General features: G+C 52.5%; 16 protein-coding genes and 4 tRNA genes. 11 read left to right on the forward strand and 9 right to left on the reverse strand.

Going from position 1 to position 20,795, the window contains the following annotated elements:
- Positions 1-20: 20 nt before the first annotated feature.
- The 3 genes from ABO_RS06215 to ABO_RS06225 are packed head-to-tail and all read right to left on the reverse strand — an operon-like array spanning position 21 to position 1,878.
- Entirely contained in the window at positions 21-752 is a 732-nt protein-coding gene (locus ABO_RS06215; RefSeq protein WP_011588487.1) for a UDP-2,3-diacylglucosamine diphosphatase, read from the reverse strand.
- Between the two features lie 2 nt (positions 753-754).
- Positions 755-1,375, reverse strand: coding sequence for a peptidylprolyl isomerase (locus ABO_RS06220; RefSeq protein WP_011588488.1), 621 nt, complete (start codon positions 1,373-1,375; stop codon positions 755-757).
- Between the two features lie 5 nt (positions 1,376-1,380).
- Positions 1,381-1,878, reverse strand: a complete 498-nt coding sequence (locus ABO_RS06225; protein WP_011588489.1) for a peptidylprolyl isomerase — start codon at positions 1,876-1,878, stop codon at positions 1,381-1,383.
- Positions 1,879-2,033: 155 nt separating this feature from the next.
- Here ABO_RS06225 and ABO_RS06230 point away from each other — a divergent pair, with 155 nt between their 5' ends.
- Complete coding sequence (locus ABO_RS06230) at positions 2,034-3,719, forward strand: glutamine--tRNA ligase/YqeY domain fusion protein (RefSeq protein ID WP_011588490.1); 1,686 nt, start codon at positions 2,034-2,036, stop codon at positions 3,717-3,719.
- 183 nt (positions 3,720-3,902) lie between these two features.
- On the opposite strand, the gene folD is transcribed toward ABO_RS06230, so the two are convergent.
- Positions 3,903-4,748 (reverse strand): bifunctional methylenetetrahydrofolate dehydrogenase/methenyltetrahydrofolate cyclohydrolase FolD, encoded by an 846-nt coding sequence (gene folD, locus ABO_RS06235; RefSeq protein WP_041704932.1) that lies wholly within the window; start codon positions 4,746-4,748, stop codon positions 3,903-3,905.
- A gap of 242 nt (positions 4,749-4,990) precedes the next feature.
- Between folD and ABO_RS06240 the strand changes: the two genes are divergently transcribed.
- The 10 genes from ABO_RS06240 to ABO_RS06285 all read left to right on the forward strand — a co-directional run bounded on the left by ABO_RS06240 (position 4,991) and on the right by ABO_RS06285 (position 14,152).
- Positions 4,991-5,067: transfer RNA gene (locus ABO_RS06240), tRNA-Pro, on the forward strand.
- Between the two features lie 24 nt (positions 5,068-5,091).
- Positions 5,092-5,168 (forward strand) — tRNA-Arg (locus ABO_RS06245).
- A 30-nt stretch (positions 5,169-5,198) separates the two neighbouring features.
- Positions 5,199-5,274, forward strand: a tRNA-His gene (locus ABO_RS06250).
- A gap of 179 nt (positions 5,275-5,453) precedes the next feature.
- A complete protein-coding gene (gene tig / locus ABO_RS06255) occupies positions 5,454-6,767 on the forward strand; it encodes a trigger factor (RefSeq protein WP_011588492.1) in 1,314 nt (437 codons plus the stop codon).
- Positions 6,768-7,054: 287 nt separating this feature from the next.
- Positions 7,055-7,711, forward strand: a complete 657-nt coding sequence (clpP, locus tag ABO_RS06260) for an ATP-dependent Clp endopeptidase proteolytic subunit ClpP (RefSeq protein WP_011588493.1) — start codon at positions 7,055-7,057, stop codon at positions 7,709-7,711.
- 116 nt (positions 7,712-7,827) lie between these two features.
- Positions 7,828-9,108 carry an ATP-dependent Clp protease ATP-binding subunit ClpX gene (clpX, locus tag ABO_RS06265; RefSeq protein WP_011588494.1) on the forward strand — a complete coding sequence of 427 codons (1,281 nt, stop codon included), beginning with the start codon at positions 7,828-7,830 and terminating at the stop codon, positions 9,106-9,108.
- A gap of 55 nt (positions 9,109-9,163) precedes the next feature.
- Positions 9,164-11,560 carry an endopeptidase La gene (lon, locus tag ABO_RS06270; protein ID WP_011588495.1) on the forward strand — a complete coding sequence of 799 codons (2,397 nt, stop codon included), beginning with the start codon at positions 9,164-9,166 and terminating at the stop codon, positions 11,558-11,560.
- A 183-nt stretch (positions 11,561-11,743) separates the two neighbouring features.
- Positions 11,744-12,016 carry an HU family DNA-binding protein gene (locus ABO_RS06275; protein WP_011588496.1) on the forward strand — a complete coding sequence of 91 codons (273 nt, stop codon included), beginning with the start codon at positions 11,744-11,746 and terminating at the stop codon, positions 12,014-12,016.
- A gap of 10 nt (positions 12,017-12,026) precedes the next feature.
- Positions 12,027-12,103 (forward strand) — tRNA-Asp (locus ABO_RS06280).
- A 117-nt stretch (positions 12,104-12,220) separates the two neighbouring features.
- Entirely contained in the window at positions 12,221-14,152 is a 1,932-nt protein-coding gene (locus tag ABO_RS06285; RefSeq protein WP_011588497.1) for a SurA N-terminal domain-containing protein, read from the forward strand.
- 81 nt (positions 14,153-14,233) lie between these two features.
- Here ABO_RS06285 and ABO_RS06290 read toward each other — a convergent pair whose 3' ends face one another.
- The 5 genes from ABO_RS06290 to ABO_RS06310 form a co-directional block, all read right to left on the reverse strand.
- The gene (locus tag ABO_RS06290) at positions 14,234-15,031 is read right to left on the reverse strand and encodes an enoyl-ACP reductase FabI (RefSeq protein WP_035458284.1); all 798 of its coding nucleotides are present in this window, start codon (positions 15,029-15,031) and stop codon (positions 14,234-14,236) included.
- A 243-nt stretch (positions 15,032-15,274) separates the two neighbouring features.
- On the reverse strand, positions 15,275-16,876 hold the full coding sequence (locus tag ABO_RS06295) for an ABC transporter ATP-binding protein (RefSeq protein WP_011588499.1): 1,602 nt from the start codon (positions 16,874-16,876) through the stop codon (positions 15,275-15,277).
- Complete coding sequence (locus ABO_RS06300; RefSeq protein WP_011588500.1) at positions 16,873-17,916, reverse strand: ABC transporter permease; 1,044 nt, start codon at positions 17,914-17,916, stop codon at positions 16,873-16,875. Before ABO_RS06300 ends, ABO_RS06295 begins: the two co-directional genes overlap by 4 nt.
- Positions 17,916-18,992, reverse strand: a complete 1,077-nt coding sequence (locus ABO_RS06305; RefSeq protein WP_041705340.1) for a microcin C ABC transporter permease YejB — start codon at positions 18,990-18,992, stop codon at positions 17,916-17,918. The genes ABO_RS06300 and ABO_RS06305 overlap by 1 nt, the downstream gene beginning before the upstream one ends.
- Complete coding sequence (locus ABO_RS06310) at positions 18,992-20,794, reverse strand: extracellular solute-binding protein (RefSeq protein WP_011588502.1); 1,803 nt, start codon at positions 20,792-20,794, stop codon at positions 18,992-18,994. Before ABO_RS06310 ends, ABO_RS06305 begins: the two co-directional genes overlap by 1 nt.
- Position 20,795 lies beyond the last annotated feature (1 nt).

Raw genomic sequence — 20,795 nt, forward strand, 5'->3', positions numbered from 1 at the left:
TTTCGCGCAGCGTTCAACGCTCAACTAATCTCAAAACTTTCCAGCGTTAGCCCAGTTTTACTGTCCGCCACAATCTGCCAGCCAAGTTCACCCCAGTCCCCCAATACCCAGCGCTTGCCTGTTCCCTCAGGCAGAGCGATGTCGTGCACGTCCGGGCGGTGGGTATGGCCGTGGATCAGGTGCTGAACGCCGGCCTCCTGCATCTCCCGAACCACTTCTTGTGGGGTAACATCCATGATGTTTTCCGCCTTGTTGGCATTGTTGCCCTGGCTTTGCATGCGCATGCCTTGGGCGATCATGCGCCGCTCTTCCAGCGGTTTGGCAAGCATCCCCTGTTGCCATTGAGGGTCGCGGGCCATGGTGCGGAACTGCTGATAGGCGGTGTCCAGGGTGCACAGGCTGTCGCCATGCATCAGAATGGCGGCGGTGCCGTAGAGATCCACTACGGTGCCCTCACCCAGCAAGGTGCCGCCGCAGGCAGCGGCGAAATCGTTGCCGAGCATGAAGTCCCGGTTGCCGTGCATAAAGTAGAGCTTGCTGCCGCTGTCAGAAAATTGGCGGAAGGCAGCGATGGCCTCTAGGTTGAACGGGGTGTCATCATCATCGCCGATCCAAGCTTCAAACAGGTCGCCCAGAACATAGAGGGCATCGGCTTTGCCGGCATGTTGTGCCAGCAGTTTTTTCAGTCCATCCAGATGCTCAGGGCGTGCCGGGTCCAGATGCAGATCAGAAATGAAGAGGCTGTAACTCATGGTTATTGAGCGTCCTTCACTTCGCTTGCCGGCTGCTTTTCTTGAGCGGACGTAGTGTCGTTATCAAGACGGTAAGCCTTGGTGATCAGAATGGGTACTTGCGGGACGTCGCGTGCCATCATGCCGTTAAGGCGCTGGCTGGTGGTAGGTTCCTGGGCAATGTTGTCGACCACATTCATGCCCTCGGTGACGGCACCAAAAACCGCATAGCCCCAGCCTCGGCTGTTTTTGCCGGTGAAATCTAGGCTGCGGCTATCGACCAGATTAATGAAGAACTGGGCGGTGGCGGAGTGTGGGTTGCTAGTGCGGGCCATGGCCAAGGTGCCGCGCTTGTTCTTGAGGCCGTTGTCGGCCTCGTTCTGAATAGGCGCGCGTGCGGCCTTACGCTGGCCGCTCTGGTCAAAGCCGCCACCCTGAATCATGAACCCGCGGATAACGCGGTGAAACTGGGTGTTGTTGTAGAAGCCACTATCGACATACTGAAGAAAGTTGGCGACGCTTTTGGGGGCTTTGTCTTCGTAGAGCTCAATGGTCACCGGGCCGGCGGTGGTCTCTAGACGGACCAGCGGATTAGCCAGCAACAGACCAGGAAGCAGGGCGAGCAGGGCAGCAGCAAGGCGCATGGCTATCAGTCCTCGATCAGCTCGGCGGATTCGATCAGAACCGGTTCTACCGGCACATCCTGATGGCCGCCTTTATTGCCGGTGGCGACGTTGCGGATTTTTTCCACCACATCCATGCCATCGGATACGGCGCCAAATACAGCATAACCCCAGCCATCCTGGCTGCGTTCCTTATCTAAGAAATGGTTGTCTGCTACGTTGATGAAGAACTGCGCGGAGGCTGAGTGCGGATCCGGTGTGCGTGCCATGGCAATGGTGCCGGCTTTGTTGGACAGGCCGTTACCCGCTTCATTCTTAATAGAGGCACGTGTCGGTTTTTGCTGCATATCTTCGCTGAAGCCGCCACCCTGGATCATGAAGTTGCTGATGACGCGGTGGAAGATGGTGCCGTTAAAATGGCCATCTTTAACGTACTGCACGAAATTTTCAGTGGTTCCCGGCGCTTTCTCTGCGTCAAGTTGCAGGGTGATTTTGCCGTAAGTTGTTGTCAGCAACACTTTCATTGATGTTTCTCCGCAGGGGTGGGCCCGTCAACTAACGCCTATTTGCGCGCAGAAGAGCCCTGAGTCTTTGACTGTTGGGGGGGCTACAGTACACTAGCGCACCTTCATTTTCACTGTACCCATTTACCGTATCTCTATCCGGACTGGCCAAGGCAATGAGCGAAACGAAAGCGCCAAGCAATTTTATCAGACAGATCATCGACCGTGACCTTGCAGAAGGTAAAAATGACGGCAAAGTAGTGACCCGTTTTCCACCGGAGCCCAATGGTTATCTGCACATTGGTCATGCTAAATCTATCTGTCTTAACTTTGGTATCGCGGAAAGCTATGGCGGCAGCTGTAATTTGCGCTTTGACGATACTAACCCGGAGAAAGAAGAGGACGAGTACATCCAGTCCATCAAACAGGATGTACAGTGGCTGGGTTATCAGTGGAGCGGACAAGAGCGCTTTGCCAGTAACTACTTTGATCAGCTTTATGATCTGGCGGTGGGTCTGATCCAAAAAGGGCTAGCGTACGTGGATAGCTTAAGCCCGTCAGAGATTGCTGAATACCGCGGTAATTTTACCACTCCAGGCAAACCGAGCCCCTATCGTGAGCGTTCGGTGGAGGAGAATTTGACGTTGTTCGAGCAGATGCGCAACAACAAACTAGAGGAGGGGGAGGCCGTACTGCGTGCGAAAATTGATATGCAGAGCCCGAATATCAGCCTGCGTGACCCAATCCTTTACCGTATTCGCAAAAAGACCCACCACCAGACCGGTGATAAGTGGGTGATCTATCCTATGTATGATTTCACGCATCCGTTGTCTGATGCTATCGAAGGCATTACGCATAGTCTATGCACCCTGGAGTTTGAGGATCACCGCCCCTTTTATGATTGGGTGGTGGAAAATACGTCAGTGACGACCACTCCGCGTCAGTACGAATTTGCCCGCCTGAATTTGAATTACACGCTAACGAGCAAGCGCAAACTCAAGCAATTGGTGGACGAAGGGTATGTAAACGGCTGGAATGACCCGCGCATGCCGACCATCTCTGGGCTGCGACGCCGTGGCTATACGCCAAGCTCCATTCGAACTTTCTGTGAATCTGTTGGCGTTAGTCGTGCGGATTCTGTGGTTGATATGGCCATGCTTGAAGCGGCGATTCGAGATGACCTTAACCAGCACGCTCCTCGAGCTATGTGTGTGATGAACCCGTTGAAACTGGTAATCGAGAATTGGGATGAGGGCAAGGAGGACGTTCTGGTGGCTCCGGTGCACCCTCAGAATGAGGCCAGAGGTACCCGGCAGGTACCGATGACGCGTGAGTTGTATATTGATCGCGAAGACTTCCGAGAGGAGGCTAATAAGAAATTCAAACGTTTGGTGTTGGGCGATCGTGTGCGTTTGCGTTACGGCTATGTTGTTCGGGCCACCGATGTTGTGCGTGACGATCAAGGTGAAATCGTGGAGGTGCGTTGCACCTATGATCCTGACACCTTAGGCAAAAACCCCGAGAACGCAGAGGGGCAGGGGAAAATGCGTGGCGTCATTCACTGGGTGAGTGCGGATAAAGCGTTGCCTTGCGAAGTGCGTTTGTACGATCGCCTATTCAGTGTCGCCAACCCCAACAAGGAATTAGAAGAAGGGCAGACTTTTCTGTCACACATCAACCCAGACTCTCTGACCGTTCTGGAGAACTGTTTAGTAGAACCGGGGCTTCGTGGTGCCTTGGCTGAGACTCGTTATCAATTTGAACGGGAGGGGTATTTTTGTGTGGATCAGGACAGTACCGAGAACCGGTTAGTATTCAATCAGACCGTGGGGTTGCGCGAATCTTGGCCTAAGGAAGCCTGAGTTCGGGTGAGGGGCCGCTTTTGAGAAAACCGTACCTAAAAGGGGTGCGGTTTTTTTATGTCCACTCCCCAACGGGATAAATTGCGTACAATGAAAGTGTGGGAGTGTTGGCTTGGCGAGAGGGGGCGAACAAGAGAATGCAGAGAGAGAGAAGGGGGGGGCGCTGTTGGGCCCCCGTTGCGCTTAGCCGAAGGCTTTCTCACCGGATTGCAGGGTCTGGAAAATCAGTGTGTTGATGGTCATGGGTCCAACACCTCCGGGGACGGGGGTGTAGGCGGCTACGCGATCAACCAGTGGTGCCAGCTCGATGTCTCCGCACCGTTCCGGGTGGAAGCCGGCGTCCACGACTACGGCTCCATCTTTTATCCAGTCTGCTTTGATGAATTCTGGCTTACCTACTGCGCCCACCACGATGTCCGCTTGCTTGACCAGCTCGGGCAGGTTTTGAGTACGACTGTGGCAAATAGTGACGGTGGCATTAGCTTCTAGCATCATCATGGCCATGGGCTTGCCCAAAATGGCACTGCGCCCCACAACCACCGCATGTTTACCTTCCAGTTCGACTTGATAGTGCTCTAGTAAGCGCATGATACCCTTAGGCGTTGCACAGCCATAGGCTGCTTCTCCCATGCTCATGCGACCAAAGCCGAGGCAGGTCACGCCGTCTACATCCTTCTCTAGGCTGATAGCGTCGAAACAAGCGCGTTCATCAATTTGAGCCGGCACTGGATGTTGAAGCAGAATACCATGCACATCCTGGTTGTTATTCAGCTCATCAATTTTGGCCAGTAACTGTGCGGTGGTGGTTTCTTCGCTCAGTTCGATGGCGACGGATTCCATTCCGACACGCTGACAGGCGTTGCCTTTCATCTTTACATAGGTAGCAGATGCCGGGTCGGCACCCACCAGAATGGTGGCAAGAATCGGCGTGTGGCCGTTGGCCTTAGCTTTCAGGACGTCGACACGCAGGCGCATCTCCTGTTCAAACTGTTGGGCCAAGGTTTTGCCATCAAGAATCTGGGCAGTCATGTGGGCGGTCTCTCTGAAATTGACAACAGTGGGGGGCTTAGTAAGGTTGCGACTATTATCGCAGCCTACTGGGGGTAGCCGTGGACGGCGCGATTCTCGCATGTGGAGGCCTTGCGCGCAAAAGTTGTCTAAAATCTGAGCGTTAGAGATTTTTTGTATCAAATACCGTTGACGCTCATGGGGGTGCCGAGTATTATGCGCGCCTCGCTTTCGAGCTTAGTCACTGACGCAGCTTTAAGAGACGGGGTGTAGCGCAGCCTGGTAGCGCGCCTGCTTTGGGAGCAGGATGTCGGGGGTTCGAATCCCTCCACCCCGACCAGTTGGCTTGATGGCGAACCTGCAAGCGCCTGTAGCTCAACCGGATAGAGCAACGGCCTTCTAAGCCGTCGGTTGCAGGTTCGAGTCCTGCCAGGCGCGCCAGGCAGGTAGAAGAAAGCAAACAGTTTTATGGTGATTGTAGCTCAGTTGGTAGAGCTCCGGATTGTGATTCCGGCGGTCGTGGGTTCGAGCCCCATCAGTCACCCCATATAAAAAGCCTCCGGGATCGATCCCTGGAGGCTTTTTCGTATGGGCTTCAGTTGTTGCGCTACAGGCAGACTGTAGGCAGAGAAGCTCCCTTGAACTATAATCTTCGCCCTTCATTAGGCCGTCTTCGCGTTATTTCGGCGGCGGGCAGAGATATAAGTCTTTTTTAAAGAGGATGTTATGCAGGTTTCTGTTGAAACGACTTCAGGTCTTGAGCGCCGTGTGACGGTGGGTGTACCCGCAGAAAAAGTGGACGTGGCAGTAGAAGGCAAGCTGCAGGAAGCCCAGAAAACAATCCGTCTGGACGGCTTCCGTCCAGGTAAAGTGCCCATGCGTGAAGTAAAGCGTCGCTTTGGCGGGGCTGTGCGTAACGAAGTGCTGGCTGACGTCATGCGCGAAGCTTTCATTGAAGCAGTTGAGCAGGAAAAACTGCAGCCAGCAGGCATGCCGGGCTTTGAGGCTACCACTAACGAAGCGGGCAAGGATCTGGAATTTGTTGCCACCTTCGAGGTTTATCCGCAAGTCGAGCTGGCAGCGTTCGATAGCATTGAGGTTGAGAAGCCCCAGTCTGAAGTTACCGATGCTGATGTGGATACTATGATCGAAACGCTGCGTCAGCAGCGCGCTGAGTTTGCTGATGTAGATCGCGCCAGTGAGATCGGCGACCGCGTTAATATTGATTTTAAAGGCCTGAAGGACGGCGAAGCCTTTGAGGGTGGCACCGCTGAAGGCCAGAACCTTGAGCTGGGCTCTGGCCAGATGATTCCGGGTTTCGAGGATGGCATCGTCGGTATGAAAGCCGGTGAAGAAAAAGACATCGATGTGACCTTCCCGGAAGATTACCAGTCCGAAGACCTTAAAGGTCAGGCAGTTGTGTTCCATATCAAGGTCAACAAAGTAGAAGGTAAGGCTTTGCCGGAAGTGGACGCTGAGTTCATGAAAGGATTTGGCGTTGACGACGGCGACGAAACCAAGTTTAAGGCTGAAGTGCGCAAAAATATGGAGCGTGAGCTCAAAAACGCTATCACTAGCAAGGTGAAAGAGCAGGCAATGGACGGGTTGGTCAACTTGCACGAGTTTGACCTGCCGGGTGCTCTGGTAACCCAGGAAATTCAGCGCATGCGTCAACAGATGATGCAGCAGTTCGGTGGTGGTCAGCAGTTCGACCCCTCCATCCTGCCGGATGATCTATTTAAAGAGCAAGCTGAGCGCTCCGTGCGTTTGGGGCTGGTTGTTCGTGCCATTCTCGACAAAAACGAAATCAAGGCCGATGCCGATAAGGTAAAAGCTCGGGTTGAAGAAATTTCCGAGCAGTACGAAAAGCCTGAAGAAGTGGTGAGCTGGGTATACAGCAATCCTCAGCAGTTGCAGCAGATTGAAGGCGCTATTCTTGAAGAGCAGGTTGTTGATCTTGTGCTGGAAAGCGCAAAGGTTGAAGAGAAAACCATGCCCTACCAGGATGCAGTGAAGCCCCGCGAGCAAGCGGATGGCTAACGGAAGCTCCTCTGTTGGACCTTCGAAACGGGGCCTTTGGGCCTCGTTTTGCGTTATTTATGCACAATTTGCGCAAGAATTGCGCACTTGAACCTTTCTCCTGCCCGCTTTTATAGACGCCCCCTTTGGTACCGTCATAAGATGTTTGGACACCTACTTGCGGTGGCTGCCTTGCATTATGGCCTTTAACCCCCCAAGACAGCCCAAGTACATGCCGGTTGTTGACCGCCGACATCAATAAACAGTTGAGAGTGTCCACGGACAATCAACGAGAAGGATAGCGCTACATGATCGACTTCAGCCGTATTAACTCGCTTACCCCGGAAATGAGTCAGCTCATCAAAGATCCGACTAACCTGGGTTTGGTACCGGTGGTGATCGAGCAGACTGCCCGTGGAGAGCGTTCTTTTGATATTTACTCCCGCCTTTTAAAGGAGCGAGTGATCTTCATGATCGGTCAGGTGGAAGACCATATGGCCAACCTGATTGTGGCGCAGATGCTATTTCTAGAATCTGAGAACCCGGACAAAGATATCCATCTGTATATCAATAGCCCAGGGGGTTCGGTAACAGCAGGGATGTCCATCTACGACACCATGCAGTTCATCAAGCCGGATGTATCCACTATGTGTATTGGCCAGGCGGCCAGCATGGGCGCTTTTCTGCTTACCGCGGGTGCTGCTGGCAAGCGTTTTGCGCTACCCAATGCCCGGGTGATGATTCATCAACCACTGGGTGGTTTTCAGGGTCAGGCGTCAGATATCGAGATCCACGCCAAGGAAATCCTAAAAATCAAAGGCCAATTAAACAGTTTGCTGGCGCATCACACCGGCCAGCCAATTGAACAGCTGGAAAAAGATACTGACCGCGATAACTTTATGAGTGCCGACGAAGCAAAAGAATACGGCATCATTGACGCGGTATTGAGCCAGCGCCCTGTTTAATAGGCTTGTTGGTACAAGAACAGTTCTAACGGTGCGGTATAGCAGCTCGGTGGGCTTGAAAAACAGCGGGCGACACGGCATCTTCAAAGCAAATACACAGGTTTAGAGGCAATTCGATGACCGATTCCACTGGCAAGGGCGACGACGGCAAGTTGCTGTATTGCTCATTCTGCGGCAAAAGCCAGCATGAGGTACGCAAGCTAATTGCGGGGCCCTCGGTCTTTATTTGCGATGAATGCGTGGATCTGTGTAACGACATTATCCGCGAGGAAGTGCAGGAAGACACCAGCGAGACTGATGGCGAACGCCTGCCTAAGCCCAATGAAATTAAAGATACCCTCGACGAGTACGTGATTGGCCAAGAAAGGGCCAAGAAGGTGTTGGCCGTGGCGGTTTACAACCACTACAAGCGCCTGCGCAGTGGTGGCAAAGGCCGTGATGAAGTTGAGTTGGGTAAGAGTAATATTTTGCTTATTGGTCCTACCGGTAGTGGTAAGACCCTGTTGGCAGAAACGTTGGCCCGCATGTTGAACGTGCCCTTTACCATTGCTGATGCCACCACCCTTACCGAAGCCGGTTATGTCGGTGAGGACGTGGAAAATATTATTCAAAAATTGCTACAGAAATGTGATTACGATGTGGACAAGGCTCAGCGCGGCATCGTTTATATCGATGAAATCGATAAGATTTCTCGCAAATCGGACAATCCCTCTATTACCCGTGATGTGAGTGGGGAGGGTGTTCAGCAAGCGCTGTTGAAGTTAATTGAAGGCACTGTAGCCTCAGTGCCACCTCAGGGTGGGCGCAAACATCCTCAGCAAGAGTTTCTGCAAGTAGACACCTCGAACATGCTATTTATCTGTGGCGGAGCCTTCGCGGGCCTGGACAAGGTGATCCGCGAGCGCTCTGAAAAGGGGGGGATTGGTTTCTCCGCTGAGGTGAAGAGCAAAGATAATACGCGCAATCTGGGTGAGCTATTGGTCGATGTTGAACCAGAGGATCTGGTCAAGTACGGCCTGATTCCAGAGTTTATTGGTCGCCTACCCGTTATCGCTACTCTGGAAGAGCTTAGCGAGGATGCACTAATTCAGATCCTCACAGAGCCGCGCAATGCATTGACCAAGCAGTATGCTCGCCTGTTCGAGATGGAAGGGGTGGAGCTGGACTTTCGCGAAGATGCATTAAAAGCGATTGCCAACAAGGCGATGGTGCGCAAAACGGGTGCCAGGGGCTTGCGTTCAATTCTGGAAAGCGTGCTGCTTGATACCATGTATCAGGTGCCATCCATGGAGAGCGTTGCCAAGGTAGTTATTGATAGCCCTACTATCAAAGGCGAATCTGAGCCCTTGTTGATTTACGAAAACAACGAGCAGTCTTCCAAGGTCGCGCCGGATTGAGATCTGGACAGAGTCCGGATCCGTCCTTGTGCAACCTAAGTCATAGAGGCAATACGTGCTGAAAGATATTCCGCTTTTACCGCTGCGTGATGTAGTAGTGTACCCGCACATGGTTATTCCGCTGTTTGTTGGCAGGGAAAAATCCATTGCGGCTCTCGAAGCTGCGATGGCCGCCGATAAGCAGATTATGCTGGTAGCCCAGCGTAATGCTTCCGATGACGATCCATCTGTGGATGACGTTTACCGGGTGGGCACTATTTCCACCATTCTTCAGTTGCTTAAATTGCCCGACGGGACGGTTAAGGTTTTGGTTGAAGGCGGTCAACGTGCGCATTTGGCCAAGGCCGAATTTGGCGACAATGGCGCAGTTGCGGATGTCCGCGAACTGGAAGAAGGATTGCCTGAAGAGAGCGAACAGGATGCGCTATCTCGTTCTTTGCAAGGTCAGTTTGAAGACTATGTGAAACTGTCAAAGAAAGTGGCTCCAGAGGTTACCGGCTCCGTTTCTTCTATTGATGAAGTTAGTCGCTTGGCCGATACCATTGCCGCCCATTTACAGCTCAAGCTTGAAGAAAAGCAAGATGTGTTGGAAATGGTAGACGTGCGAGAGCGCGTGGAGCATTTGATTGCGCTGATGGAATCAGACATCGATGTGCTGAAAGTAGAAAAGCGCATTCGTGGCCGCGTAAAGAAGCAGATGGAGAAAAGCCAGCGCGAGTACTATCTGAACGAACAGATGAAAGCCATCCAGAAAGAGTTAGGCGATCTGGAAGACGGTGGTAACGACCTAGACGATTTGGAAAAGAAAATTGACAGTGCGGGCATGCCTAAAGAAGCCCATGACAAGGCACTGGCTGAACTGAATAAACTTAAGATGATGTCACCCATGTCAGCGGAAGCCACGGTGGTACGCGGATACCTTGACTGGATGACGTCGGTGCCATGGAAAAAGCGCAGCCGAGTTCGTCACGATCTTAAATATGCGAAAGAGGTTTTGGACCGGGATCATTACGGTTTAGAAGATGTTAAAGACCGCGTGCTGGAATTTCTTGCAGTCCAAAGTCGGGTAGGCAAAGTGAAAGGGCCGGTGTTGTGTTTGGTCGGCCCGCCGGGTGTCGGCAAGACTTCGTTAGGACAATCCATTGCCAGTGCAACCAACCGAAAGTTTGTGCGCATGGCTCTGGGTGGCGTTCGAGATGAAGCTGAAATTCGTGGCCATCGCCGTACTTATATTGGCTCCCTACCTGGTAAGGTAATTCAGAAAATTTCTAAAGTGGGAGTGCGTAACCCGCTGTTTCTATTTGATGAAATAGACAAGATGGGCATGGATAGTCGTGGCGATCCAGCATCTGCTTTGTTGGAAGTGCTCGATCCAGAGCAGAATGATACGTTCAGCGATCATTACTTGGAAGTGGATTACAATCTGTCTGAAACGTTGTTTATCTGTACTTCTAATTCCATGAATATTCCAGCGCCACTGCTGGATCGCATGGAGGTGATTCGCCTTCCTGGTTACACAGAGGAAGAAAAGATCAATATTGCTTCGCAGTATCTGATTCCCAAGCAAATCAAAAACAACGGTTTGAAAAAAGGTGAGCTGCTTTTTGATGAAGCCGTGTTACGGTACATCGTGCGTCATTACAGCCGTGAAGCGGGTGTGCGTGGTCTCGAACGTGAGATCAGCAAGATCTGCCGCAAAGTAGTGAAGGAACATTTGCTAAGCGGCGAGGCCAAAACAGTCACCATGACCGAAGAGCTGCTTGAGCATTATCTTGGTGTGCGTAAGTTCAGTTTTGGTCGTGCTGAAGAGCAAGATCAGATCGGGCAGGTAACGGGACTGGCTTGGACATCCGTTGGTGGAGAGCTGCTCACTATTGAAAGCGTTTCTACACCGGGTAAAGGACGTGTGATTTCTACAGGCTCCCTTGGTGATGTGATGCAGGAATCTATTCAAGCTGCATGGACAGTGGTTAAAAGCCGCGCAAGCACCTTGGGTATTCGGCGCCGAGCCTTGGATCGTAACGATCTGCACATGCATGTCCCCGAAGGGGCAACGCCGAAAGACGGCCCCAGTGCGGGTGTGGGTATGTGCACGGCCATGGTGTCTGTGCTTACGGGCATTCCGGTACGTGCTGATGTGGCGATGACCGGTGAGATTACTCTGCGTGGGCAGGTGCTACCAATTGGTGGCCTCAAAGAGAAATTACTTGCTGCCCATCGTGGTGGAATTAAGACAGTATTGATTCCAGATGAGAATGAGCGGGACCTCAAAGAGATCCCCGATAATATCAAGGCGTCCTTGGATATTCGACCAGTAAAATGGATTGACCAGGTACTTGATGTGGCTCTAAGTCGTCAACCAAGCCCGCTTTCTGAAGCGGAATTGGAAGAAGATTTGGCGTTAGCAGATGAGAAAAACCAGGAAGGTAACAAGCGTCCTAGTACTCATTAATAGATCACTTTTGAACATTTTAAATAGTTGATCTGCAAGGTATTTTCAATACGTTTAACTTGGGTGAGATCGTACTTTTCCTTTCTTGACGCCCCTAGTACCCGTTGGTATAAAGGCGGCCTTGCATAAGGAGAGTGCATCCGCCTCGACCATAAAACCGGAAAATAGAGAAAGGGGAACTTTGTGAATAAATCAGAGTTGATTGATGCGATTGCCGCTAGCGCGGATATTTCCAAAGCCGACGCTGGTCGCGCTCTGGATTCTACTTTGGAAGCGGTAACTGGTGCCCTGAAAAATGGTGACAGCGTTTCTCTAGTAGGTTTTGGTACTTTTGCTGTTAAGCGTCGTGAAGCTCGCGATGGTCGTAACCCGCAAACAGGTCAGACTATCAAAATAGCTGCTGCCAACGTGCCGGGCTTCAAAGCGGGTAAAGCGCTGAAAGATGCGGTGAACTAAACTGTTTGCAGGAGCGGTAGTTCAGCTGGTTAGAATACCGGCCTGTCACGCCGGGGGTCGCGGGTTCGAGTCCCGTCCGCTCCGCCAGTTTGAGAAAGCGTACTCGTAGCGAGTACGCTTTTTTGCATTATAAGGGAACCCGCAGCAACTTGTCGGTTCTGAATAACAAGGTCCAATTACAGAATATCCTTACGGAGTAATTTCATGCAGGAGTTCAGACGGTTTGTCCGCGGTCCCGTGGGCAAGGTCCTGCTTGCCGCTATCATTCTTCCTTTCGTGATTTCCGGCTTTTATGGCTATTTTGTCGGAGGAAGTACTGGCGATGTGGTAGCTGAAGTTGAAGGTAGTAAGATCACTCGTGGCGTAGTCAATCAACGGGTTGAGCGGGTTCGTAACATGCTTCGCGAGCAGAGCCCGAACATGAACCCCGCCTTGCTAGATTCCTTTGTGCGTCCGGAAATGGTGTTGGATGGAATTGTTAACGAGCAATTGATCCTTTCAGCGGCTGAGCAATCAAATATGGTGTTCAGTGAAAAACAGGTTGCCGCCGATATTTACAAAGTGCCGTTATTTCAAGTAGACGGAAAGTTTTCTGAACAACGATTTGAACGTGAGCTGCGCGCCCGTGGCATGAATCCACAAACCTATGTTCAAGGCCTACGTCAGGACATGCTTAAAGAGCAGTTCCGTGCCGGTTTTATGCAGACGGATTTTTCGCTGCCCTTAGAATTGAACGAGCAGCGTCGTTTGGGTGAACAGTCACGGGACATTCGCTATGTACAATTGGATATCGATTCTCTGCGCAAGCAATTCACCGTATCGGATGAAGACGTCAAAGCGTTTTACGACGACAATCAGGGTGAGTTCATGCGTCCTGAAGAATTCAAGGTTTCCTACGTTGAATTGTCCGCTGATAAGTACACAGATCAGGTCAGCGTGACTGACGAAGAGGTGGAGGCGGAATACGACGTTCGCAAATCCATTATGGAAGAAGCGGGCGCCGGTGACGCACGGCGTCATGTGTCGCATATCCTCATCGAATTGAATGATGATCGTGATCTTGATCAGGCAAAGGCCCGTGCCCGTGAAGCGGCTAAAGCCATTGCAGATGGTGCTTCTTTTGCGGACGTCGCTGCCCAATATTCCGATGATTTAGGCAGTGCCCAATCCGGTGGTGAGCTGGGCGTGGTATCTAAAGGAGCCTTGCCTGAAGAAATGGAAACAGCGATTGCAGAGTTGTCGCCTGGAACCGTTTCTGCTCCGGTGGTTACTGATGCAGGTGTGCACCTTATATTCGTAACGCAAGAAGACACTGCGACAGCGTTGCCGTCATTAGCCGATCTGTCTGATCAGATCCGTGCTGATTTGACTAAAGCCCGAGCAGAATCGTTGCTGAACGAGGATGTGTCGAAGCTTGAAGAGCTTCTTTATGAGCATCCAGACCTACAGAGTCCAGCTGAGCAAGTAGGTGTTTCCGTGGTGACGACTGATTGGATTGATCTTGCTGCTGCAAATGCACCGTTATCGTTGCCGCAAGTGCAACAGGCTCTTAATTCAGAGCAGGTTCGTCAGCAAGGCCATAACAGTGATTTAATTGAAGTGGATTCCACGCATTATATCGCTGTGCGTATTGCTGAAGATAAGCCTGCTGAGCCGATGCCCCTTGACGAGGTTTCTTTTGCCATTCGCGAGCGGTTGAAAGGTGAGCTAGCGATGGACAAAGTACAGCAACTGGCAAAAATGGCTGAGAAAACGATCGAGGAAGGTGGCAACCTGGAATCAGTGGCTACATTGTTTGATGTGGAAATCGCCGAACAGGAAGGCTTGCAACGTGGCGGCGCCGAACCCGCGATGGAAGTGGTAAATGGTGCCTTTAGTGCTCCTCGCGCTGCAGAAGGTGACGCTTCACCAGTCTCGATTACTCGTTTGGGCAATGGTTCAGTTGTTGCCTATCAGGTAACCAGTGTCGCAGACGGTAATGCTGAGCCGCTGAGTGCTGCCCAACAGCAGGCAGCTCTTATAGAGCTTGGCAACGTCGAAGGCCAACGAAACTTCCGTCAGGTGGTTGCTTTACTCCGTGATGAAGGTGATGTGGAACTGTATCCGTCTCGATTGAGTGCCAATCAGGGCGAATAATACTCTGAAAGTTCCGCCCACAAAAAAGCCCACCTAAGCGGTGGGCTTTTTTGTGGGCGTTAATAAGTAAGAAAGACGTTCTTAAAGCTCCAGTTCAAACGGCATAGACACAGTGCTCGCACCAGCATCAACGTAGGTGATTTCGCCGGTGATGCCGGAGGCCAAGTCTGAGCATAGGAAGGCAGCAGTATTGCCCACTTCCTCAATGGTTACGTTGCGGCGTAATGGTGCTTTGGCCGCATTGTAATCCAGCATGCTGCGAAATTTCTTAATGCCGGAGGCTGCAAGGGTACGGATAGGGCCGGCAGAGATGCCGTTTACCCGCACACCGTCTGGTCCCATGCTGGCGGCCAGGTAACGCACTGAGGCTTCCAGGCTGGCTTTGGCCATGCCCATCACGTTGTAGTTCGGTACAGACTGGCGCGCAGCATGGTAGGTAAGGGTGAGCAGGGCGCCATTACGGCCAGCCAGCATGCTTTTTCCGGCCTTGGCCAGCGCTACGAAGCTATAGCTGGAAATGTCATGGGCAATCTGAAAACCCTCGCGGGTGGCTACATCGACAAAGTTACCATCCAGTTCGTTAGCGGGGGCGAAACCGACGGCGTGCACAATGCCGTCGAGGCCATCCCATTGTTTGCCGAGTTCAGAGAAAACGGCATCAATAGCCTCGTCGCTGGTGACATCACAGGGGAAACACAGGGCTTCACTGCTGCCATAGCGCTCTGCGGCTTTGAGTACGCGGCTTTTCAGCTTGTCATTCTGGTAGGTGAAAGCTAAGTCAGCACCTTCGCGGTGCATGGCTTCAGCAATTCCGGTGGCAATGGAGCGGTCGCTGGCGACTCCGACAATCAGGTAACGTTTGCCTGCAAGAAATCCCATGTTCATCCTCGATATACTTTTGAGTCGAAAGTTGAAAGTTGAAAGTTAATAAGCACGATCTGGCTTGCTTGCTATCGGCATAAACCATTCCCGAGCCTGGAAGTAAACAGCTCTACTACCGCAAGGTTTACGATGAAGGTAGTCCAGATTGCCGCTAATGTGATCTGCGCTTTTAACTTTCAACTTTGAACTTGTCACTAATTATAGGCAATTAGTCCGGTTATTACGCCCGATCGAGGGCGATCAAAGTGCAACCGTCTGTTTCCTGCTGTTGGCAAAGGCCGCATCGATCAGCGTCTGGGTGTACGGTTGCTGTGGGTTTTCAAAAATGGCCTCAGTATCGCCCTGTTCCACGGGTTTGCCGTCTTTCATCACCAACACACGGTGACAAATAGCACGGATAACTTTCAGATCATGGCTGATAAACAGATAGCTGAGTCCCCGTCGCTGTTGTAGTGCCTTCAGCAATTCCAGTATCTGGTGCTGAACACTGCGATCCAGCGCTGAGGTGGGTTCGTCCAGCACCAGTAATGCAGGCTCCATGATGAGCGCACGGGCAATGGCAATGCGCTGGCGTTGCCCGCCAGAAAACTCATGGGGGTAACGGTGACGAACGGTAATGGGCAACCCGACCTCCTCGAGAATGCGGCAGACACGATTTTCCCGCTCTGTACTCCTCAGCTCTGGAGCGTGAACGGCCAAGCCTTCGGCGACGATTTGGCCTACTGTCATGCGCGGGTTGAGGCTGCCATAGGGGTCCTGGAATACCACTTGAAAATGGCTGCGCCATTGCCGTAATCCTGTGCGAGAGAGGGCGCGAATATCAGTGCCATTCATGTCAATGTCACCGTCACTCTTGATCAAGCGCAGTAAAGCCAGGGCCAGGGTCGATTTACCTGAGCCAGATTCACCAACGATACCCAGGGTTTCACCCTCGCGCAGGGTAAGATTGATGTGGTCTACCGCGTGTAGCAGGCTTGGTGGCGTGAACAGAGACTGGCGCTTGCCCTTGAAAGTGACGGCAATGTTGGTGGCACTCAGCAGCACGGGGGTGCCATCGGGCAATGGCTTGGCGCGCCCCTGTGGCTCCGCCTCGATAAGGTGACGGGTATAATCCTGTGTTGGTTGGCTTAATACCGTCTCGGTGGGGCCAGATTCCACACGCTTGCCGTTATGCATGACCACAATGTCCTCGGCAAAACGGCTGACTACACCTAAGTCGTGGCTGATCAATAGTATGGAAAGATTCAATTCTTTCTGTAAGCGTTTGATCAGATCGAGAATGGTTTCTTGTACCGTTACATCCAGGGCGGTGGTTGGCTCATCGGCGATGAGTATCTGAGGTTCATTAGCCAGTGCCATGGCGATCATGACCCTTTGCCGCTGGCCGCCGCTAAGTTGGTGCGGATAGCGGCTCAGCATATCGGCTGTGGCGGGTAGCTCGACATGTTCCAACAGCGTCAGGCAGCGCTCGCGGGCCCGCTGCTTGCTCATGCCCTGATGGACGAACAGACTTTCGCTGATTTGTTTCTCTACCGTATGTAATGGATTGAGGGCGGTCAGCGGTTCCTGGAAAATCATGCCGATACGGCCACCACGCAGTTTACGTTTCTGTTCGCGGTTGAGTGACTGTAGATCGGTGCCATCCAGTTGCAGGCTTTCAGCCTGCCACTGTGCGTTTTCCGGCAGCAGATCCATCACCGACAGGGCAGTGAGGGATTTTCCGGAACCAGACTCGCCCACCAGCGCCAGCATACGGCCGGGATGGAGTTCCAGCGACATGTCATCAACGGCAAGCTGACCGGCAAAACGAATACTCAGCCCTTCGATGCGTAACAGACTCATTGCAGAAACTTCCTTGTGTCGAACGCATCGCGAATGGCTTCACCGATAAATACCAGCAAAGTCAGCATCAACGTGAGAGTGGCGAAGACGCTGATGCCTAACCAGGGGGCATGCAGGTTGGCTTTTCCCTGGCCGACCAGTCGACCCAGCGAAGGTGCATCTGGCGGCATGCCGAAGCCGATGAAATCAAGAGAGGTGAGGGTGACCACTGCGCTGTTGAGAATAAACGGCAGGAAAGTAATAGTGGCGACCATGGCATTGGGCAGCATATGCCGGAACATGATGACCGGAGTGCGAACGCCCATGGCGTGGGCGGCACGGACATAGTCCATGTTCCGACAACGTAGAAATTCTGCCCGCACCAGATCCACCAGAGCCATCCAGGAAAATAGCAGCAGGATCACCAGCAGTGTCCAGAAACTGGGTACCACAAAGCTGGAAATGATGATGATCAGATACAGCGTGGGCATGCTCGACCAGATTTCCAGAAAACGCTGGCCGGCCAGATCCAGCCAGCCGCCATAGTAGCCTTGAATTGCCCCGACAATAATGCCGACGATGCTGGAAAGGATGGTCAATACCAACCCAAATAGGACAGAAATACGAAAGCCGTAAATCAAGCCTGCCAATACATCACGGCCTTGATCATCTGTGCCGAGCCAGTTTTCGGCTGATGGTGGGGCCGGTGCTGGCACCGCCAGATCATAATTGATGGTGTTATAGCTGTAGCGAACCGGTGGCCACAGCATCCAGCCCTTATCGTTAATCAGTTCTTTGACGACTGGGTCGCGATAATTGGTTTCCGATTCGAAAAAACCGCCAAAGGTGGTTTCCGGATAGGTATTGAAGACGGGAACGTAGAATTCGTTATCGTAGCTGACCAGTAGCGGCTTTTCGTTGGCAATCAGCTCGGCACCGAGGCTGATGACAAACAGGGTGACAAAAATCCATAGCGCCCAATAGCCGCGTTTGTTTGAACGAAACGCCTGCCACTGGCGTTGCCAGACCGGGTTGCGCGTGAGCGGGTTGCTAAAGGCCATTAGCTCTGCCTCCGCTCAAAATCAATGCGCGGGTCCACCCACATGTAGGTCAGGTCGCTGACCAATTTCAGCAACAAGCCAATCAGTGTGAAGATAAACAGGGTGCCAAACACCACCGGGTAGTCCCGGTTAATCACTGACTCGAAGCCGAGCAGGCCAAGGCCGTCGAGGGAAAAAATAAACTCGATAAGCAGTACTCCGGTGAAAAACATGCCCACAAAGGCCGCGGGGAAGCCGGCGATAATGATCAACATGGCGTTGCGAAAAACATGGCCGTACAACACCTGTTTTTCGCTTAGCCCTTTGGCTCGAGCGGTTTGCACGTACTGTTTGCGAATTTCATCCATGAAAGAATTTTTCGTCAGCATGGTCAGGGTGGCAAAACTGCCAGCGACGATCGCGAAGGTAGGTAAGGTGATATGCCACAGATAATCAGTCACTTTGCCAAACAGACTCAGTTGCTCAAAATTATCCGAGGTGAGGCCCCGCAGGGGGAACCATTCAAAGTAAGAACCGCCGGCAAACAGCACGATCAACAGGATACCAAGCAGGAAACTGGGAATGGCAAAACCGATGACAATGGCGGTGCTGCTCCAGATATCAAAACGTGATCCGTCTTTCACGGCTTTGCGAATGCCCAGGGGAATGGAAACCATATAGGCAATCAGGGTGCTCCACAGCCCCAGTGACAGCGATACCGGTATGCGCTCGACGATAAGTTCGGTTACTGAACGGTCACGGTAGTAAGATTCGCCGAAATCGAAGCTCAGGTAGCTTTTCACCATCAGCCAAAAACGTTCTGGCGCCGGTTTATCAAAGCCATAGAGTTTTTGAATTCGTTCTACCAGTTCCGGCGGAAGGCCTTTGGAACCTCGGTAGTCGCCACCACTACTGAGTGTATCCACGCTGCCACCCGCAAAACTGCCGCCAGCGCCCCCGCCAATGCCCTGCAATTCCGCCAGGGTTTTTTCCACTGGGCCACCGGGGGCAGCCTGCACCACCACAAAGTTCAGTAATAGAATGCCGAACAGGGTGGGGATGATGAGCAGCAAACGTTTGGCAATATAAAGTCGCATCATTGCGCGTTGCTATCCCACCAGGTGTCGATGGCACCATCAATGCCAACGTATTCAGGCAAGGGTGGGTGTTTCAGGCGACTGCGATAAGATAGGCGATGGTGGTCCGCATACCAATTTGGGATCACATAGAAATTCCATTGCAGTACCCGATCCAGGGCACGGCTGGCGATAACCAACTGGTCGCGCGTGGTGGCGGTGACAATGGCATTAACCAATGTGTCCACGGCTGGATTCTGGATACCGATGATGTTGCGGCTGCTGGGGTCTTTGGCGGCTTTGCTGCCCCAATACTCCAGTTGCTCATTGCCCGGGGAGGAAGATTGGGCAAAGGAGCTGACCACCATGTCGAAGTTGAAGTTACGAATGCGCTCTACGTATTGGCTAGTGTCTACCTTGACTACCTGTGCATCAATGCCCAGTGCTTTCAGATTGCGAGCAAACGGCAGAAGAATGCGTTCAAATGCGGGCTGATGCAGCATTATCTGGAAGCTTACTGGCGCGCCGTTTGGGGTGTGCAATTGACCGTCGCTGATTTGGTAGCCTGCTTTTTTCAACAACGTTTGGGCTCGCGCCAGATTGGCTCGTGGGCGGCCGCTGCCATCACTTTTCGGCGGTTGGTAGCTTTCCGTGAAAACACGCTCGGGAATCTCGTCGCGTAGCGGTTCAAGTAGTTTCAATTCCGCTTCGGAGGGTAGGCCGGTGGCGGCCATATCAGAGTTCTGGAAATAACTGCGCGTGCGGTTGTACTGGCCATAAAACAAGTTGGCATTGGACCATTCGAAATCCAGTGCGTAGGTCATGGCCTCACGCAGAGCAATATCCTGAAATAGCGGATTGCGCAGGTTATAGACGATCCCCTGCATTCCTGCCGGGTTTGAGTGGGGAACCTCTTCCTTAACCAGCTGGCCCTCGTCAAAGGCTTTGCCCTTGTAGCTGGTGGCCCAGTTCTTTGAGCTGATCTCGAAGCGCCAATCATAATCGCCACGCTTGAATGCTTGCAGGGCAACGGTGTCATCCAGGAAATAATCGAAAGAAATCGTATCGAAGTTATTGCGGCCGCGGATGATGGGCAGGTCTTTGGCCCAGTAATCCTGGCGGCGTTGGTAGGTGATTTTTTTTCCAGTATCCACTTTACTGACGGCATAGGGGCCGGAGCCAATCGGTTTTTCCAGGCCGGCATTGGTAAAATCACGGGTTTCCCATACGTGTTCGGGTAGAACAGGAAGCTGACCAATGATCAGTGCCAGCTCACGGTTGTCACCGGGCTTGAAGTGGAAAGTCACGGTGTGTGGGTCATCGGCGGTAACGTGGTCGACACCACTGTAATAAAAACTGTAGAAGGGCGCGCCGTCATTGATCAGTGTGTTGAAGGTCCACACCACATCGCTGGCCTGCACCGGTTTACCGTCGCTGAAGGTGGCTTTTGGGTTCAGATGAAAGCGTACCCAGCTACGGTCGCTGGGCCATTCGATGGTTTTGGCCAATAAGCCATACTGGGTAAAGGGTTCGTCCTCGGCGCGGGCGGTAAGGGTGTCATAGACAAGGGAGCCTATACCGGCGGCGGTGCCTTTAGGCACAAAAGGGTTGAGGCTGTCGAACGTACCGATGACGTGACGGCGTAATATTCCGCCTTTGGGCGCCTCCGGATTCACATAATCCAGGTGCTGAAAATTTGCCGAATATTTTGGGGTGCCATGCATGGCCATGGCGTGGCTGCGGTGAATATCGGCATGTGCCAGGCCGGAAAGAGCGCACAAACCCACCAATAGCCCTCGCAGCAGGCTGCGGTTAACGGCCATA

Origin of the sequence: Alcanivorax borkumensis SK2, assembly GCF_000009365.1 — a bacterium.
GTDB classification, from domain to species: Bacteria; Pseudomonadota; Gammaproteobacteria; order Pseudomonadales; family Alcanivoracaceae; genus Alcanivorax; species Alcanivorax borkumensis.

What these genes read in the sequence shown, in the direction of transcription:
- ABO_RS06215 (WP_011588487.1), bottom strand. Translation starts at nt 752, where the DNA reads ATGAGTTACAGCCTCTTCATTTCTGATCTGCATCTGGACCCGGCACGC.
- ABO_RS06220 (WP_011588488.1), bottom strand. Translation starts at nt 1,375, where the DNA reads ATGCGCCTTGCTGCTGCCCTGCTCGCCCTGCTTCCTGGTCTGTTGCTG.
- ABO_RS06225 (WP_011588489.1), bottom strand. Translation starts at nt 1,878, where the DNA reads ATGAAAGTGTTGCTGACAACAACTTACGGCAAAATCACCCTGCAACTT.
- ABO_RS06230 (WP_011588490.1), top strand. Translation starts at nt 2,034, where the DNA reads ATGAGCGAAACGAAAGCGCCAAGCAATTTTATCAGACAGATCATCGAC.
- folD (WP_041704932.1), bottom strand. Translation starts at nt 4,748, where the DNA reads ATGACTGCCCAGATTCTTGATGGCAAAACCTTGGCCCAACAGTTTGAA.
- tig (WP_011588492.1), top strand. Translation starts at nt 5,454, where the DNA reads ATGCAGGTTTCTGTTGAAACGACTTCAGGTCTTGAGCGCCGTGTGACG.
- clpP (WP_011588493.1), top strand. Translation starts at nt 7,055, where the DNA reads ATGATCGACTTCAGCCGTATTAACTCGCTTACCCCGGAAATGAGTCAG.
- clpX (WP_011588494.1), top strand. Translation starts at nt 7,828, where the DNA reads ATGACCGATTCCACTGGCAAGGGCGACGACGGCAAGTTGCTGTATTGC.
- ABO_RS06285 (WP_011588497.1), top strand. Translation starts at nt 12,221, where the DNA reads ATGCAGGAGTTCAGACGGTTTGTCCGCGGTCCCGTGGGCAAGGTCCTG.
- ABO_RS06290 (WP_035458284.1), bottom strand. Translation starts at nt 15,031, where the DNA reads ATGGGATTTCTTGCAGGCAAACGTTACCTGATTGTCGGAGTCGCCAGC.
- ABO_RS06295 (WP_011588499.1), bottom strand. Translation starts at nt 16,876, where the DNA reads ATGAGTCTGTTACGCATCGAAGGGCTGAGTATTCGTTTTGCCGGTCAG.
- ABO_RS06300 (WP_011588500.1), bottom strand. Translation starts at nt 17,916, where the DNA reads ATGGCCTTTAGCAACCCGCTCACGCGCAACCCGGTCTGGCAACGCCAG.
- ABO_RS06305 (WP_041705340.1), bottom strand. Translation starts at nt 18,992, where the DNA reads ATGCGACTTTATATTGCCAAACGTTTGCTGCTCATCATCCCCACCCTG.
- ABO_RS06310 (WP_011588502.1), bottom strand. Translation starts at nt 20,794, where the DNA reads ATGGCCGTTAACCGCAGCCTGCTGCGAGGGCTATTGGTGGGTTTGTGC.